This window comes from Candidatus Magnetominusculus dajiuhuensis (genome assembly GCF_046044395.1).
Lineage (GTDB): Bacteria > Nitrospirota > Thermodesulfovibrionia > Thermodesulfovibrionales > Magnetobacteriaceae > Magnetominusculus > Magnetominusculus dajiuhuensis.
Genome location: NZ_JBJUSG010000028.1, coordinates 15398 through 31267, shown reverse-complemented (window position 1 = coordinate 31267; position 15870 = coordinate 15398). Strand labels below are relative to the sequence as shown.

Here is a 15870-nt window from a genome sequence, read left to right as displayed (position 1 = left end):
AGGGATGCCCTCGCAGGGAAATCAACGGGTGTAGTTATTTAGACGCTTACATTATAACTGCTTTCACTGAAATGAATAAATCTTAGCAGTATGGCCTTGCAATTTTCATGGGCGGGGGCGAAGATTGACTCTATTCATGTATGTTTCGCAGGAATGACAGGCAAAAAAATACATAGTGCGTTTGCCCTGTTTATCCATACCCCCTATATTTCTATCGTAAACTCAGCCCCTATGGGTGTGTTTCGCACTGTCAGTCTGCCGCCCATGTTGTTTTCTATTATTGTCCTGGACATATAGAGGCCGATACCCGTTCCCTTGTCCTCGGTCTTGGTTGTGAAGTATGAATCGAATACCTTGTCTATAATATCCTCAGGTATGCCTCCTCCATTGTCACTGATATACACGATTACCTTGTCGTCTGCGTCCTGCGTTGGGGAGGCGGCGGCCTTTTCAAGGCGGATTGTTATCTGCCCTTGAGTGCCTTTGTCCATCAGCCCTTTTTTGCGGCATGATACAATGGCGTCTCTGGCGTTGTTGATAATATTCAAGATCACCTGCTTGAACTCGTTAGGGTAGCCGGTTTTCAGATATGTTTCTTCTGAGTGAGCCAAGGACACTGCGACGGAGTCTCTTTTTAGTGTCCCCTCAAACATGGACATTATTTCCTCTATTGCCTCTTTGACGTTAAACCGCAGTTTCTTTTTTGATGGTTTGAGGAAATTCCTGAAATCGTCAATCGTTTGGGACATAAATCCTATGTGCTGCATGGTTGACTGGACTTCGGTTTCCAGGTATTCCTTGTTCATCTCTCCATGCTCAAAGGCGTCAACGAGGTCCTGTATTATCAGGCCGATTGCGTTTATGGGCTGCCTCCACTGGTGGGCTATGACGCCTATCATCTCTCCCATTGCCGCCATACGGGATTGCTGAATCAGCAATTGTTCCTGTTTATTATTTTCAGCGACCTCTTTTTTCACAAGTTCACGAAGGTTTTCGTTGATGTGTTGCAGCTCGTCCGTCTTTATTTTCAGGGCATTTTCAAGCCGCTTACGTTCTATCAATTCGAAAAGGAGTTTTTCGTTTGTATCGTGCAGTTCCTGTGTCCGCTCATCTACCTTATGCTCAAGTTCTACCTGATTTTTGGTTGATGTTTCTTTCATTTTCCTTAGTCTTATATTAATCAGCAGCAACGACGCAACAAGTATCACCGCTATAATCGAAGAGGCAATCGCTATATTTACAATGATTTTTTTATCCAAATCCCCAACTTCTGAAAGCAGATAGACATTCCAGCCGTTTTCCTGCGCGTAAACCATCTCCATAACGTATCTGACCTCGCGCTGTTCAGTGACGGCCGAGGGTTTTAATGTTATTATCCTCACGCCGCCGCGCATGACATCGCTTTTAACAGGAAGCGGTTGGAGGTCAACGCCCTCATATTGTTTATCTGCCTTTATCTCTGACAAAACACCCTCCGGCAGCTCACGAATAGCGTAAAAATTAAACAGATCATCGTTCGATGCGAAGATGACATCGTTTTCATCGGCGATGAGGAGCGTTCCCATGACTTCCTGAGTACCGAGCTTCAGGCTGTCGAGTCTATTTTTAACTACGGCAACCCCGATTACCTCGCCGCCTTTTCTAATCGGATAGGAGGCGAAATAGCCAGGTTCTTTGGATGTAAGCCCGATTGCAACGTATCCCGCCGGCACTCCGTTTATCGCCTTTTGAAAATAAGGCCTAAAGGCGGCAGATCTTTTGCCTATAGCCGAGTCCTTGGAGTCCCAGTTGCTAGACGCGATAACAGTGCCGTTCTTATTGAGTATGAACGAGACAGATGCCCCAACTGTGATATTGAATTGAGAGAGGTAACGATTAACTGCCCTCGCGTTTGTTGGATTGCCGCAAAAATTGACAATCAAAGAGTTCTCCGCCAGAATTAAAGGATACTCCGAAAATTGGGCGATCTTGTCCGTAAGATATACATTGTATAGTTCAAGGTTTTGGCGCACCTGCCTTTGAATACCTTCAATGGTCTTATCCTTTGTCCACTCTGCTATTAACCATAGCCCAACAGCGCCCGTGGCCATCACGATTATTGAAAGAAAAACCGTCCAGAGCTTAAACCTTCTATTAGCACGCCCACTGTTATTCATTTCATAATATAGCAGATGGCAGGCACACTGGTAAAGCATCTGCATGGTTGGTGTGCAGAGACTGCCACATGGCTTCAAATTCAGGCCGGTGATTCAGGACTACAGACACTACGGTTGGATCAAAATGAATGTTCTGATCCTTCGTAAGGATTGAAAATGCCTTATCCATGGACATGGGATCAGGGCTTAGAATTTGTTCCCTATCGTATTTTGGATAATCACGGCGGGAGGTCAATGCGTCGAACACATCGGCTACGGCAATGAGCCGGGAAAAAAAAGGAATATCATCTCCTTTCAGACCGTAAGGATAACCGGTTCCGTCCATCTTCTCGTGGTGGCATGCCGCCATTTTGGGGATTTCGCACAAATTACGGGGCAAACGAATGACTGATAATATCTGCCATGTCCATGTGGCGTGCTCGTTCATCTTCAGACGTTCATCAGGCGAGAAAGGCCCGTTTTTTGTCAGCACAGCATCGGGAATGCCGATTTTGCCTATATCATGGAGCAATCCTGCGTATTTGAGCACTTCCATTTGCTCGTCACTGAAGCCCATTTTTTTGCCGATAAATAGAACATATTCTGTGACGCGAGTGGAATGGCCGGCCGTGAGACGGTGCTTGGCGTCAATGGTAGCGACCAGGGTGCGGACAAAGCTCTCAAAGGCTTGCTCCAGTTCCAATATCATGCCGTGCTGCTGCTTATCGCTCAATCTGATCAACCGCCTGACCTGCTTGAACAACCGCTGATAGCTGTCAAGCAAAGACACGAACCCGGCATGCAATGGCGAGTCTTTATAACGCTCATCACTGACCACCTTCCCTGCCTGATTAAGCACCTGTTCCTCTTCGCTAAACATTGCGTCTTTAGGCACTTTTAACCTCCTGCTTTTTCTACGAGATTGAATTTCAGCGTTGTCAGGTCTTCTTCGAACTCCTCCCCATATTCGAGGGAACTTTCATCATTTTTATCATAAATCCAGTTCACGGCGATATTTTTGCCCCTTTCGGCATATTTTTCAAGTCTTTCAAACAGGTTCATCAGTATCTTTGAAGAACTGCTGTTGAAGTATATCAGCGCGATATCTACGGTAAAGTTCTCCTCATGCAATTGCTCAAGGCGCATATCAAGCCACTTAAAAAAAGGTCCGTAAAATTCCGACGTGTTTTCCGGATATGATTCGCCTTTGATTTCGAGAACGTTTTTCCCCTGGTCGAAATAAATCCTCGGCGTGCTCTTCGTAGCATCTATTTCAAATCTCAGCATATTTACTCCCTGTTTATCAGAGTTATTAGTGAGAAGAAAGATTCCTTCTCATTTAATTTAGAAAATTCGAATTCAAGAGGTTTGTCGGCTTTTCTGGCCATTTCTATAAAACCGAGTCCAGCGCCAACGGAGTCTTTCGGGGTATCTATCTTTCTCATTTCTTTATAAAAGGTCTTAAGCTGGTCTTTATCCATTGAGCTGATCTTTTCAAGTTTTTCCCTTATCCTGTTGACTTCGGTTGCAGCCACTCTGTTGCCGCTAGCCACGAAATAATAATTTCCGTCATAACCTACTGTCACAACGCCCATCTGAAAATGTGCCAAAGCATTGGGGACGTCTGTTTCACCGGGATCGGAATAACGTGCTACGTTTTGCATCTGTTCAATAAACATGGAAAAGACTTTCACAATCGTTTTGGATTCCACTTCTTCCCTTTTCAAAGCTTGTTTCAGTGTGTCGCCCAGTTGAACCAGTAAATCATGTGATATTTGCCCGTTGAAATACAAAAAAACACCCTTTTCATCGAGGTAATTCTTCAAATCCAGAAGTTTAATCATGTTATCATCTCCCGTTTCCCTTAGTGGTACGTAGTTGTAATATTTCTATAGACTGAACCCTACAACAGTTACGTCATCCAGACGTTCGTTGCCGCCAATATGTTCGTTGAAGGCTTTAAGAAGCATTTCCCTCTGGGTGTGGAAGGGGCTCCCGCATATCTCATGCAAAAGCGTTCTGAAACGCCTTTTGCCGAATGAAAACCCGTAATCACCTCCTGTCTGATCAATATAGCCGTCGGTTGCAAGATAAAACGACATCTCGTATGATATCGCAATCTTTACGGTCGTGAAATTGATATTTGAAGGCGAGTCCTTGTATCCTATGCTCTGCCTGTCGCCTTTGAAGACCTCCATGTTGCCTTTACTGACGCAGTACAGCGGTAGATTAGCCCCGGAGAATTCCAATGTTTTCTCTCGTGGTTTTATCAGGCATACCGCGGCATCCATGCCGACATCAAAGAGTTCGTGTTCGGAGTTGGTTAGTAAAAGTGATTTTACCGCATGGTTCAGCCTCTTCAGTATCTCTCCGGGGTCATTGCAGAGGTCTTCGTTGATTATTTTTTTCAGGGTTGACGACGCAATCATTGTCATAAAAGCGCCCGGCACCCCGTGGCCGGTGCAGTCCACAATGGCGACGAGGTAATTGTGCTCAAAAATCTCGGCAAAGTATATGTCACCGCCGACGATGTCCTTAGGCATCCATAAAAACAGGCTGTTCGGCAGATTCGTCACAACCGTATCGTGATCAGGCAGGAGAGAAGTCTGAATCATCTTTGCATAACTAATGCTCCTGAGGATCTTATTGTTGGCCGCACTGACCTCTGCAAGTGTGGCCTGAAGTTCAGACGTTCTTTCGGCCACCTTCCGCTCCAGTGTCCTGTTATAATCCGCCAACTCGTTGAAAAGCGCCTTGTTTGTTTCTTCGCCTCTCCTAAGTTCTGAGAGCATTCTGTTAAATATCTCTCCTAGTTCTCTGGTTTCCACAGTGCCCGTCACTGGAGATTCACCCGAGTATATGCCCTCTTTATTTATCTTTCTGATTGAGTCGGTAAGCCTGCTGATCGGTACGGTAAGAGTTTTCGAAAAAATAATGACAGTCGCTACCCCGGCAATAAGCACGATTGCCGAGATCACAAGGAACTTGTTTATGACCTTCCTGACCTGGTCATTAATGGACAAGGCCTTCCGTGCGGTTTCTTCCTCTATAGTGTCGGTATAAATGCCTGTCCCGATAACCCATCCCCACGGCTTGTATACTTTTACAAAGGCCAGTTTCCGAACAGGCTTGCTCAGGCCATCTCTCGTAGGTTTCGGCCATATATAATCCACAAAACCTTCACCCTCGTTATTATTACATGCCTCTGCCATTGCCTGAAAAATGTTCTTCGTTTTGCCCAAGGCACAGTTGAATTTCGGGTCGGTCACGATTTTGCCGTCCAGCTCCGGCAAAGTCGGGTGCATAATCATCCGTGGGTAGGGAAGTGTTGTATCGTTGATCCAGAAATATCCGGTCCCATCATCAAACTTTATTTTGCTCAGGGCTTCCTTACTTGTTTCCATGGCGTCCTGAACCGCGTCATCAATATAAATACCGGTGCCGATAATAATATCCCATTCACTGAAAAGTTTTACGTAAGAAAGTTTTGGCACCTGAGCGCTAAGACCCTCTTTTGTTGGTTTCGGCCAGAGATAGTCAACGAAGCCTTCTCCTTTTGCCTTTGTGACCTCTGCAAAGGCCTGAAAAAGGTTCTTCGTTTTGCCCAGGGCACAGTTGAATTTCGGGTCGCTCAGAACTTTGCCGTCCAGCTCCGGCAATGTCGGGTGCATAATCATGCGGGGGTAGGGAAGTGTTGTGTCGTTGATCCAGAAATATCCGGCCCCGTTATTATACCTTATGCTGCTGATCGCATCAACAGCCTCCTTTTTCGCCTGAGAGAGAGTCGCTTTCCCCTCTTTCACCTTTGCGGCATTCACTCTGAGAATCGGCTCAACGATGCTTATAGCGTCTTTCAGCCGCACACCGTAGTACTTTTCGAGGAATTTCTTGTCATGAGCGGTCTTGTCATTCATCTGCACGATACCATAGGCCATGTACGCCAGATTCCTGAGGTTATGCCTCAATTTAGCCAGTTCTTCCGCTTTGTACTTCTCTATATCATCCCGCCCTTGCTTCTTAATTGTGAACACCGCAACCGATGTGATAGTCACCATCGATACTATGATGCTCACAGTTGTTATAAGCATAAGCAAATTCCTGATCTTCATAATGCGCAACCCGTTTTGGCTCTTTGGATATAATTAAACATTCATGGGATAATCACCATAGAGTTCATATTCATTACAGGCAATCCCCTACCCCTTTACTAATTCCATAACTGACGTTACCACGTCAAAACCGGACACATAGTTAAGTTACCCCATTTGTCCTTTCAAAGTCAACGGGGATGCGTTGCCCAAGCTCCGGCATTGGATCGTTATAAGGACATTATCATTTTGGCGGGACACGCGCCACATTTTTTTGCATATAGATTTTACATATTCGGTCAGTATATACTATTATTCGGTCAGTGTATACTATCAAACACGTGTATAAGGAGGACGAAATGAAAAATCTGATTGTTTACGCACATCCCAATCCTAAGAGTTTTAATCACGCCATAATGGAGACCCTCTCGGGGGAGTTAAAGTCCCTTGGTCACGAGGTCAGAATCAGGGATTTATACGAACAAAATTTCGACCCGGTGTTAAAACCATCTGATTTTGAACTCATCCAGGCCGGCAAGTCTGCCACTGACGTTAAAGTCGAACAAGATCACATCGCCTGGGCCGATGTAATCAGTTTCGTCCACCCGATTTGGTGGACAGGACTGCCGGCTATATTTAAGGGTTACATAGACAGGGTCTTCTCTTTCGGTTTTGCTTTTACAATAAACGAGGCTGGTGCTGCGGGGCTTCTAAACGGCAAAAAAGTCCTGATAATCAACACAACCGGCACCCCTGAGGAGATGTACGCAAAAAGTGGCATGTTTAACAGTATGCGTCAAACCTCAGACGATGGCATATACAGGTTCTGCGCTATGGAGGTATTGAAGCATGTGTTTTTTACCGCCATTCCATATATCACCGACGCGGAGCGAGCCAAAATGCTTGAAGAGGTGAAGGGCGTTGCCAAAATGATAAGCTGAGGAGAATTATAATGGATTTACTTAGTGTAATATTTCCAGTCTCAGGGGTTAAGACGAATATTTTATTGCCACCCCTTGTTGCGATGGTTATCTCGTTTTTTACATCTATGGGGGGAATATCCGGGGCATTTCTCTTGCTTCCATTTCAGATGAGCTTTCTTAATTATACCGCTCCTTCAGTTAGCGGGACAAACCATGTCTTTAACATAGTTGCGATTCCAAGTGGCGTATACCGGTATATAAAAGAAGGCCGTATGGCATGGCCTCTCACATGGGTTGTAGTTATAGGGACCTTACCTGGCGTATTTATCGGATATTATGTAAGGGTTTTTTATCTTCCCGACCCGAAGGTATTTAAGCTGTTTGTGGGATGTGTGTTGATGTATATAGGGATAAGACTTTTGAAGGAATTCATAGTCAGGAAGAAATCATCCCCCCCTACCTCAAAAGCATTAGACGACAAGTTTAAAATTAACGCGGGAATTTCCTCTGAGGCCGTAGTGAAAACGATATCCCTATCCATCAGGAAAATAGAATACGAGTTCTGGGGAGAGAGATTTTCCTTCAAACCGGTCAGCATGTTCATAATGTCTTTTGTTGTTGGCATCATAGGCGGGGCGTATGGGATTGGTGGTGGGTCAATTATCGCGCCATTTTGCGTGGCCATCTTTCATCTGCCTGTTTATACTATAGCCGGGGCTGCTTTGATGGGAACTTTCATAACATCGTTAGCGGGAGCGATTTTCTTCAGCATAATTCCTGCCGCTGGAGGAGTTTCCGCTAATCCTGATTGGTTACTTGGAATTCTCTTTGGCATTGGAGGATTTGTCGGCATGTATCTGGGGGCAAAGACACAAAAACACATCCCGCAAAAAATCATAAAACTGGCGCTAGGAGCAGTAATAGTTTTCCTTGCATCAAATTATATAATCCAGTTTTTTTAATGCCTTGTGTGATATCCCTTAGCCGGAGTTCTGGAAGCCGCCAACGGGCGGCAGCCCAAATTCAATAGATAAAACATGGCGAGATTTACGGGGTGAAGGGGGGGTTACCCCCCCTTCGTTGTTAATCCTTTTACTTCCTTCACGTTCACATTTTCACTGCATCTTTCAATCGTGGCAGCCGTGCGTCTTTGTCGGACACAAGTGGGGTCTTCACTGTCCAGTTGATGTTTATATCGGGGTCGTTCCATATAATTCCCCTGTCGTCTTTGGGTGAATATTCGTTCGTACACTTATACATAACTTCTACTGTGTCGCTGAGGACGACAAATGCGTGGGCAAAGCCGGGAGGTATGTAGAGCATCTTATGGTTTTCACCGGTTAACACTGCGCTTACCCACCGCCCAAACGTCCCGGAGTCAGCGCGAATATCCACCGCCACATCGAATATTTCACCCCTTTGACATGAGACAAGTTTCCCCTGCGCATTTGGGGCAACCTGATAGTGAAGCCCTCTCAGGACATCCTTCGAGGATTTTGAGAAGTTATCCTGTACAAATCGTTCTTTTATTCCAAAGGCGGCAAAATCGGAATACTTATAAAGTTCCTTAAAAAACCCCCTGTCGTCGGGGAACACACGCGGCGTTACAAGCACTACGTCTGGTATGTCCAGCCGTTCAAACTCAAAAGGCATCTTCGTTGTCTCCTTTAGTCATATTTGTTGGCGCTATTATAGCAATATCAACAATCGTATGTAAAAACATAAGGGAAATTATTATAATACCACCACGATGGACCATGTAGCACAAAGAAGCCTTGAGTTTCACAAGATACTGGATATGGCCATGTCCTATGCCGTAACCGTTGCGGGCAAGGCGCTAATCGCCGAGACTACCCCCTCTTCGGACATCGCTGTGATTCGGCGCGAAATTGACCATATATCCGAGTGGAGGGCGCTCTTTTCAGAGGATAAACACACGGCCATTGAGCCATTTAACGACATGCTGCCGTTATTTACCCAACTCCATCCTGAGGGGGCCATCCTTGAACCCCTTGAATTACGGGAATTTATTGGCCTCTTTGAATCGGCGTTGAGCCTAAAACGTCTGTCCATCGAAAAGAACAGCCCCAATATCGTTGGAGCCGTCTCTCAAATAACCGGCCACGCGTTTATAAGGCGGGCAATCGCAAAATCCATTGACGCAGATGGGCGCATTACTGATGAGGCATCACCGGAGTTGTCGTCTATCCGAAAAAAACTTGCCGCACAGGAACAGAGGGTTAAACACATCCTCGAAAAACTCCTGAAAAGACATGCCCTTGAGCCGCACATACAGGACGATTTTATAACGATAAGAAATGGCCGCTGGGTCATCCCTGTCCGAAGGGACTCAAGAGGTCAAATACCTGGCGTAATCCACGATATTTCAAAAACCGGCGAGACGCTATTTACCGAACCGTATGAAACGCAGCCCGTAGGCAACGAGATAGATTCCCTTAGGTCTGAGGAGAAGATAGAGGAATTCAAGATTCTAAAAAAACTCTCCGGCGCAATACGCGATAACCTGACTGATATAGAAAAAGACTACGAGTTGGTAGTAATCCTTGACGCAGTGATGGCTAAGGCACAATTTGCCGACGCCCTAAAAATGTCTGCCCCGCTGATAGACGAAAACAGGCACATAAACATTATAAAAGGCCGCCATCCCCTGCTGTTAAGAACCCTCGCAAGACACAATAGGGCAGAGGAGATAGTCCCGCTGGATTTCACATTGGGTGGCGACAATAAATCAATCGTCATCACCGGGTCAAACGCCGGTGGCAAGACCGTGGTTTTAAAAACCATCGGGGTGCTTCACCTGATGGCGCTGTCAGGAATGCACATTCCGGCGCTGTCAGGGTCAATTATTGCCTTTGTGAAGAATATTTTCGTGGATATAGGGGATGAGCAATCCATAGAGGACAACCTGTCAACATTTTCCGCCCGCATAGGCCGCCTTGCCCAAATAGTGGCACAGAGCGGCGGTGAGACCCTCGTGCTGCTTGATGAGCTAGGCTCAGGCACTGACCCTGACGAGGGTGGGGCGCTGGGGTGCGCACTGCTGAAGCGCCTGACGAGCCTTGGCGCGCTTTCTGTGGTCACGACCCATCTTCGGCTATTAAAGATGTTCGCGGCTACTACAGAGCACATCACAGTTGGGGCGATGATTATGGAAATAACCCCGGACGTAAACAAAGGCAGGGTATTCAGGCCGACATATAAACTCTCACCGGGGGAGCTGGGCACGTCGTACGCCTTTGAGATAGCGGCACACTACGGCCTCAATAGCGATATAATTGAAGACGCGAGGGGTTTTCTATCCGGCGCCGCTATTCAAATGGAGACCCTGATGTCTGATTTGCGGGGAAAAATATCGCGGTATGAAAGAGATTCACTGGCAATTAAGGCGCTCCACGATGAGATTGCCACAGTCAAAGACACATTAAGACAGGAACTTGACACAATACAACGGCAAAAAAATATGACGCTCCTAAAGGCCAATGACGAGGCTCAAAAAATTTTGTCTTCCCTCAAAATAGAGGCCAAAGAAATCCTCGTGGAGTTGACAAAGGCCGACACGCTGAGGGCGAGGGAGCTGGTAATGAATATAGACAAAAGACTTGCCAAACTTGGGCAGGAAAAGCGTGAGCTGCAAAATGCTCACACGCCTCAGATAGAGAACCTCGTGCAGGGTGAGACCGTGCGCATAGAAGGATTCGATGCCGACGGCACAGTCACCGCTATAAAAAAGGGGCGTGCGGTTGTGCTTGTAAGGGGGCGTGAAATTGAGGTTTCTATCGGTGCGCTTCAGCGCGTAGAAGGGCAGCCACCTGCTCTTGCACGCAGGCAGACGTCCGATTCTGAATTACAGGGGATGTCGTCGTTTATCCCATATGAAATAAACCTCGTCGGGCAGCGCGTTGACCCTGCCATCTCGGTACTTGAACGATACCTGAACGACGCGGCAATTGCGGAGCACAAAGACGTAAGGATAATCCACGGCATAGGCACCGGCACACTGGCGCGGGCGGTAAGGGAACACTTAGAGGCGCACCCGCTCGTAAGGGCATACAAAAAGGGCGACAAAGACACGGGCGGCGAGGCGGTGACAGTTGTTTCCTTAAACACATAACTGACTGCCGCCCAAAAATACAATAAATCCCATATTTTTTGTTACAATAGAACTCATTACATTTAAGGAGGAACCAAGGTATGGACAACAGTCAGGTAACAGTGATGGCGTTAATAAAGGCGAAGGATGGGATGGTGGATGTGGTAAAGAAAGAGCTTCTGTCTTTGATTGACGACACGCGCAAAGAGAGCGGCTGTATCGCATATGACCTTCACCAGTCGAAGGAAATACCGGGTTATTTCATGTTCTACGAAATATGGGCAAGTGCTGAGGCCCTTGACAAACACACAGCAATGCCCTATCTTCAGGCCATCGTTAAAAAATCCACAGAGATATTTGCCGAGCCGATACAGGTGACGCTGTGGAGAAAAGAGAGTTGATTAAGGATATAAAGTTTGTATGATTACAGAATTAACGATAAGGAATTTTAAGGGCATAACTGACCAGACATATACCTTTACGAGGTTTGACCTGCTGGTTGGAAGGAATAACAGCGGCAAAAGCACTATCCTGCAGGCGATGGCGATTTGGCAATACTGTGTTGACGAATTTCACAGGTCACAGCGAAAAGGGACAAGAGGTGTTCAAATCGTATTGCCCAATTTTACGGCACTGCCGTTACCAGAATTTAATTTATTATGGAGAGATAAGGTTGACAGAGTATATCCCAAAAATGATGGGAAAAAAACACAGGAATACATTCTAATTGAGATCATACTCAAGTATTCAAAAAGCGATGGAACCGACGGGGAATTTGGAGTCGAGCTGAGGTATCAATCGCCGCAAGCTATTTATGCTATTCCCAAAAGTGGATGGGTCGAATTCAAAAAACTATATGCTGAAGGAGCTCTGCCCCAAATAGTTTACGTTCCCCCTTTTTCAGGACTGGATCCTTTTGAAAATTGGTTTGACGATGCAGTTGTAAGACAAAATGTCGGGAAAGGGCAACCAGGTTCTGTTTTGCGAAATCTCCTATTTAGAGTATTTGACCAGCAAGATAAAAACGAAGCTTGGGAAACCGTTAAGAAAATGGTAATGGAATGGTTTAACGTGGATCTCCTTCCTCCTGTTTACAAAAAAGGTGAAAGCATTTATATCGAAATCAACTACAAAAATGAAACAGGAAAAGAATTCGATATTATTACAGGGGGCAGCGGTTTTCATCAGGCGTTGACACTCCTTGCTTTTTATTATGGGTATAAAGGGCTAACCACAATTCTTTTCGATGAACCGGACGCTCACATGCACGTCAATCTCCAGCGGGAAATTCTAAACTATTTCCAACGATTAAATACCACTCAATTTATAATTGCCACACATGCGGAAGAATTTATTAATAGAGTTGATCACGGTAATATTATTTCACTACTAAACCAAAAGCCAGAAAGAATCGAATCAACAGAATAAATCATAACCGCGTTATCAGACGTTAATAATATGGAGATTGTAAATACAAGGCAGGATCCATTTATCTTGTATGTCGAAGGGGAAGATGATGAGAGAATATTAAACGCATGGGCCTCTGTGCTTGGTAGACAGCCGTTGCTTAAAAGATTTTATATCAAAAAGTTGGGCGGCGGTTCAAAAAAAGATATGTGTAATTTTTCAGGTAAGCATTTTGATGGACTAACTAAAATAGTTCCTAACCTAAAACACATAATATTATTTGATTACGATTCAGAGAATAGTTATCATCCAGAACCTAACAACCCTGTTCTTTTTGAATGGAAGAGAAGGAACATAGAAAATTATTTGCTTGTGCCTGATACATGGCAAAGATCGGCGCTTGCTATGAGAAAAGAAACGGACATAAATCTATTTAATAATACTATAATGAACGCCATTGAAACATTCTTTAATGAACAGAATCTCACTTTGCCTAAAACGAAAACATGGCGGGACGTATCCGCAAATATTTTCAGCGAAGTCAACGGTAAAAAAATACTCTTTGAAAATAAAGACTCGCTTTTCCAGATTTTACGCGAACGTTTTGGATTGATTATTAATCGCGTTGATTTATGCAATAGTTTCTTGCCAGAGGAGCTTCATCAGGATGTAATAGATTTTTTTGATAAACTCGAAGCCGTTATTAAATCAGCTCCAGACGGCGGGCAAAATCCATAGAACTGTCTAAAAAAAGGCCTTCCGACTTTTCCTCAGCAGTTCCGACGGCTATTACTATCTATTATCCGCATCCCTTTAGTTCTTCGATTTCACGTGTCAGGCTGCCGATTTTCTCGTCGCCCTGGCGGATTCGCTCAGAGAGCATTACGCTTAGATTCTTGTAGAGTTTTAAACAGATATACGGCTCCGTCTTCCTTAATACTGTGTCGCTTATTAGTATGCAAACCGTGTCTGTCTCTGTCACAGCGGCGGCATAACGCGGTGAGTTGTTTAAGAACCCTAACTCCCCAAAACAATCCCCGTTTTTTAGCTCCTTAAGCAATGTCACCTTGCCATCATCAGAGGATTGCTTTATGAGCTTAACCCGACCGGCTATTATTATATACATCCTGTCATCTATCGCGGCCTCTTTAAATATCACCGCACCCTTTCTGTATATCTTCTTCCCGCTCAACGAAAACAGCTTCAACATCTCCGCCTCCGTAAAATCCGAGAAGAATAAATACCTGTTCTGAAGCATCTTAATCAACTCCAGTTTGTTAAAATCAGCCGACGGCGAGGTAGGGGCAGTCCTATTCTTTGCGCGGGCCTCAAGATAATACTCCAGCGCGTCAGCGAATTCACCCGCCGACTGATAACGCCTCCCCTTGTCCTTCTCAAGCGTTTTCATGATGCACGCGCCTACGGTTTCCTGTAGCGATGGGTCAACGCGATGAGGCAACTCAGGGTCCTTTGTCTCTATACACTCAAATAGTTCCTTAAAATTCACACCAGTAAATGGCTTCACCCCCGTGAGAAACTCATACGACAGTACCCCTAATGAAAACACATCGGTCAACTTGTCTATCTCTTCCTCTCTTACCATCTCCGGCGACATGTAATATGGCGTCCCCGTAAAAATCCCCATAGTGTCGTCAAGCTTGTTTGCCTGAGTGTCCAGCACGGCTATGCCAAAATCCATAACCTTGATCTGCATGTCGTCAAATATCATCACGTTTGCTGGTTTAATGTCCCTGTGTATTACGCCGTGCTGATGGGCATAGTGTAATGTGCGCGCTAAGAGTATCAGCAGAGCAATCTTATCGTTAAGCTGGATTTTATCCCCCCTGACGATTAAATCCTTAAGCGTAACACCCTTTACATACTCAAAGACAAGATAAAATGAATTGGCCTGCTCTCCTACATCGTGGATTGCCGCTATGTTTGGATGGTTCAGGCGGCCAGCGATTTTCGCCTCGTTGCAAAATTGTTTTATCATATTGTGCGCCGACGGCGTGAGGCCGCCACTGCTGAGCTTCACTGTCTTTATCGCCACTACGCGGTCAATTATGGTGTCATGCGCCTTAAAAACCACCCCCATAGCGCCCTCGCCAAGTTTTTCTATAATCTCATAACGCCCTATTTTATCTGCCAAATCAGCCATTTTCCCTACCTTCCACACCACCCACGGCCTGCACAACACCCCGACTTCATGTTCGTGTCACATAATATGCCGTATAAACCCCATACTCCAATTATATAAAAACAATCTATAATTTACAATGTATTTTAACAGTATTCTCAGGGTATTTAGTACTCTCAATGTATTTAAAGATTAATTTTTTTCTAACAGGCGGGGGATTTCTCCTTCTAAATTGCGTATGGGGTGACAGATAAATGGAACTGTAGACGGTAAACCTTATGCGTCATCGTCTTTGCTGCACAGGTGGCGAAGGAGTTTCGAGCCTAACGGGGTTATAGAGTAACCCTTTCTCGTATTTGTGGAGATCAAATGCAGGGCCTTGAGGTTTCTCATAAAATTTTTTATCGTATCCGATGGAATATCTATCTCCGGTTCCAGATCCTTTGACATGATATACCCCTGGTCTTTCAAAATTTGAAGTGTCTTGCGTATCCACGGGGCCTGGTTCTTTTGCTCAAGGACTAAAAGCTGCTCTTTAATATTAAAAATCTCCGAGTCTTTTACGTTTCCCATTGATTTCTTATAGTTTTCAATGTCCTCGCCGATGTACTCAAACTCTATTTTAACGGCCCTGTCCCTTTCGAAATCTACCTCTGTCTCCGCGTGCAAAGAAAAATCCGCGTTAAACTCCTCCATAGTCTCAAATCCACATCTCTTTATCTCATCTATCGTGATATTCTGAATCCTCTTGAAGTCAACATCAATAATCCGCAACAGGCCTATATTATGAGACCGGTATATCTTTCCTCTTAACACCCTAAGGGTATCCCAGTGCCTGAAAGCCAGCGTTATCCTGCCTTCCCTTATGTTATCATAAAACCGCTTCTCAAACGAAATCATTACGGCTGGCATTATAGCACAAACAGAATTAATTATCAATAGAAATCTCAAGTACCTGAAATTATTTATTGAACGACAGATATATGGCGGCGTGATGTGGCGTCTTCTGACGGGTTACAGGCATTTCAACTGCCGCGATACCCATTATTCCCTCGTTTAAGTTATA

Annotated in this window: 14 protein-coding genes; 6 read left to right on the top strand and 8 right to left on the bottom strand. The window is 45.1% G+C overall.

All coding sequences use genetic code 11. The features are described from left to right. Positions 1-203: 203 nt before the first annotated feature. Genes AB7D94_RS05805 through AB7D94_RS05785 form a run of 5 tightly spaced genes read right to left on the bottom strand, consistent with a single transcriptional unit; the run spans position 204 to position 6244 of the window. Complete coding sequence (locus tag AB7D94_RS05805; RefSeq protein WP_420264791.1) at positions 204-2156, bottom strand: ATP-binding protein; 1953 nt, start codon at positions 2154-2156, stop codon at positions 204-206. A gap of 1 nt (position 2157) precedes the next feature. After that, entirely contained in the window at positions 2158-3030 is an 873-nt protein-coding gene (locus AB7D94_RS05800) for an HD-GYP domain-containing protein (protein ID WP_420264790.1), read from the bottom strand. A 2-nt stretch (positions 3031-3032) separates the two neighbouring features. Continuing rightward, positions 3033-3422 (bottom strand): DUF1987 domain-containing protein, encoded by a 390-nt coding sequence (locus tag AB7D94_RS05795; RefSeq protein ID WP_420264789.1) that lies wholly within the window; start codon positions 3420-3422, stop codon positions 3033-3035. A gap of 2 nt (positions 3423-3424) precedes the next feature. Continuing rightward, the gene (locus AB7D94_RS05790) at positions 3425-3979 is read right to left on the bottom strand and encodes a SiaB family protein kinase (RefSeq protein ID WP_420264788.1); all 555 of its coding nucleotides are present in this window, start codon (positions 3977-3979) and stop codon (positions 3425-3427) included. Positions 3980-4024: 45 nt separating this feature from the next. Further along, complete coding sequence (locus tag AB7D94_RS05785) at positions 4025-6244, bottom strand: cache domain-containing protein (protein ID WP_420264787.1); 2220 nt, start codon at positions 6242-6244, stop codon at positions 4025-4027. A 338-nt stretch (positions 6245-6582) separates the two neighbouring features. Here AB7D94_RS05785 and AB7D94_RS05780 point away from each other — a divergent pair, with 338 nt between their 5' ends. Further along, positions 6583-7164, top strand: a complete 582-nt coding sequence (locus AB7D94_RS05780; RefSeq protein WP_420264786.1) for an NAD(P)H-dependent oxidoreductase — start codon at positions 6583-6585, stop codon at positions 7162-7164. A gap of 11 nt (positions 7165-7175) precedes the next feature. Continuing rightward, complete coding sequence (locus tag AB7D94_RS05775; protein ID WP_420264785.1) at positions 7176-8108, top strand: sulfite exporter TauE/SafE family protein; 933 nt, start codon at positions 7176-7178, stop codon at positions 8106-8108. Positions 8109-8253: 145 nt separating this feature from the next. On the opposite strand, the gene rfbC is transcribed toward AB7D94_RS05775, so the two are convergent. Further along, entirely contained in the window at positions 8254-8799 is a 546-nt protein-coding gene (rfbC, locus tag AB7D94_RS05770) for a dTDP-4-dehydrorhamnose 3,5-epimerase (protein ID WP_420264784.1), read from the bottom strand. Positions 8800-8896: 97 nt separating this feature from the next. On the opposite strand from rfbC, the gene AB7D94_RS05765 reads away from it, so the two are divergent. The 4 genes from AB7D94_RS05765 (at position 8897) to AB7D94_RS05750 (ending at position 13402) form a co-directional block, all read left to right on the top strand. Then, positions 8897-11278, top strand: a complete 2382-nt coding sequence (locus AB7D94_RS05765) for an endonuclease MutS2 (protein WP_420264783.1) — start codon at positions 8897-8899, stop codon at positions 11276-11278. Between the two features lie 80 nt (positions 11279-11358). Further along, positions 11359-11658 carry a putative quinol monooxygenase gene (locus AB7D94_RS05760; protein ID WP_420264782.1) on the top strand — a complete coding sequence of 100 codons (300 nt, stop codon included), beginning with the start codon at positions 11359-11361 and terminating at the stop codon, positions 11656-11658. Between the two features lie 19 nt (positions 11659-11677). Continuing rightward, on the top strand, positions 11678-12685 hold the full coding sequence (locus AB7D94_RS05755) for an ATP-dependent nuclease (protein WP_420264781.1): 1008 nt from the start codon (positions 11678-11680) through the stop codon (positions 12683-12685). A gap of 30 nt (positions 12686-12715) precedes the next feature. Then, positions 12716-13402, top strand: a complete 687-nt coding sequence (locus AB7D94_RS05750; RefSeq protein WP_420264780.1) for a hypothetical protein — start codon at positions 12716-12718, stop codon at positions 13400-13402. A 61-nt stretch (positions 13403-13463) separates the two neighbouring features. On the opposite strand, the gene AB7D94_RS05745 is transcribed toward AB7D94_RS05750, so the two are convergent. Both AB7D94_RS05745 and AB7D94_RS05740 read right to left on the bottom strand, forming a co-directional pair. Then, the gene (locus tag AB7D94_RS05745) at positions 13464-14825 is read right to left on the bottom strand and encodes a protein kinase domain-containing protein (protein ID WP_420264779.1); all 1362 of its coding nucleotides are present in this window, start codon (positions 14823-14825) and stop codon (positions 13464-13466) included. Between the two features lie 255 nt (positions 14826-15080). Beyond that, a complete protein-coding gene (locus AB7D94_RS05740; RefSeq protein WP_420264778.1) occupies positions 15081-15704 on the bottom strand; it encodes an ASCH domain-containing protein in 624 nt (207 codons plus the stop codon). Positions 15705-15870 lie beyond the last annotated feature (166 nt).

What these genes read in the sequence shown, in the direction of transcription:
- AB7D94_RS05805 (WP_420264791.1), bottom strand. Translation starts at nt 2,156, where the DNA reads ATGAATAACAGTGGGCGTGCTAATAGAAGGTTTAAGCTCTGGACGGTT.
- AB7D94_RS05795 (WP_420264789.1), bottom strand. Translation starts at nt 3,422, where the DNA reads ATGCTGAGATTTGAAATAGATGCTACGAAGAGCACGCCGAGGATTTAT.
- AB7D94_RS05790 (WP_420264788.1), bottom strand. Translation starts at nt 3,979, where the DNA reads ATGATTAAACTTCTGGATTTGAAGAATTACCTCGATGAAAAGGGTGTT.
- AB7D94_RS05785 (WP_420264787.1), bottom strand. Translation starts at nt 6,244, where the DNA reads ATGAAGATCAGGAATTTGCTTATGCTTATAACAACTGTGAGCATCATA.
- AB7D94_RS05780 (WP_420264786.1), top strand. Translation starts at nt 6,583, where the DNA reads ATGAAAAATCTGATTGTTTACGCACATCCCAATCCTAAGAGTTTTAAT.
- AB7D94_RS05775 (WP_420264785.1), top strand. Translation starts at nt 7,176, where the DNA reads ATGGATTTACTTAGTGTAATATTTCCAGTCTCAGGGGTTAAGACGAAT.
- rfbC (WP_420264784.1), bottom strand. Translation starts at nt 8,799, where the DNA reads ATGCCTTTTGAGTTTGAACGGCTGGACATACCAGACGTAGTGCTTGTA.
- AB7D94_RS05765 (WP_420264783.1), top strand. Translation starts at nt 8,897, where the DNA reads ATGGACCATGTAGCACAAAGAAGCCTTGAGTTTCACAAGATACTGGAT.
- AB7D94_RS05760 (WP_420264782.1), top strand. Translation starts at nt 11,359, where the DNA reads ATGGACAACAGTCAGGTAACAGTGATGGCGTTAATAAAGGCGAAGGAT.
- AB7D94_RS05755 (WP_420264781.1), top strand. Translation starts at nt 11,678, where the DNA reads ATGATTACAGAATTAACGATAAGGAATTTTAAGGGCATAACTGACCAG.
- AB7D94_RS05750 (WP_420264780.1), top strand. Translation starts at nt 12,716, where the DNA reads ATGGAGATTGTAAATACAAGGCAGGATCCATTTATCTTGTATGTCGAA.
- AB7D94_RS05745 (WP_420264779.1), bottom strand. Translation starts at nt 14,825, where the DNA reads ATGGCTGATTTGGCAGATAAAATAGGGCGTTATGAGATTATAGAAAAA.
- AB7D94_RS05740 (WP_420264778.1), bottom strand. Translation starts at nt 15,704, where the DNA reads ATGATTTCGTTTGAGAAGCGGTTTTATGATAACATAAGGGAAGGCAGG.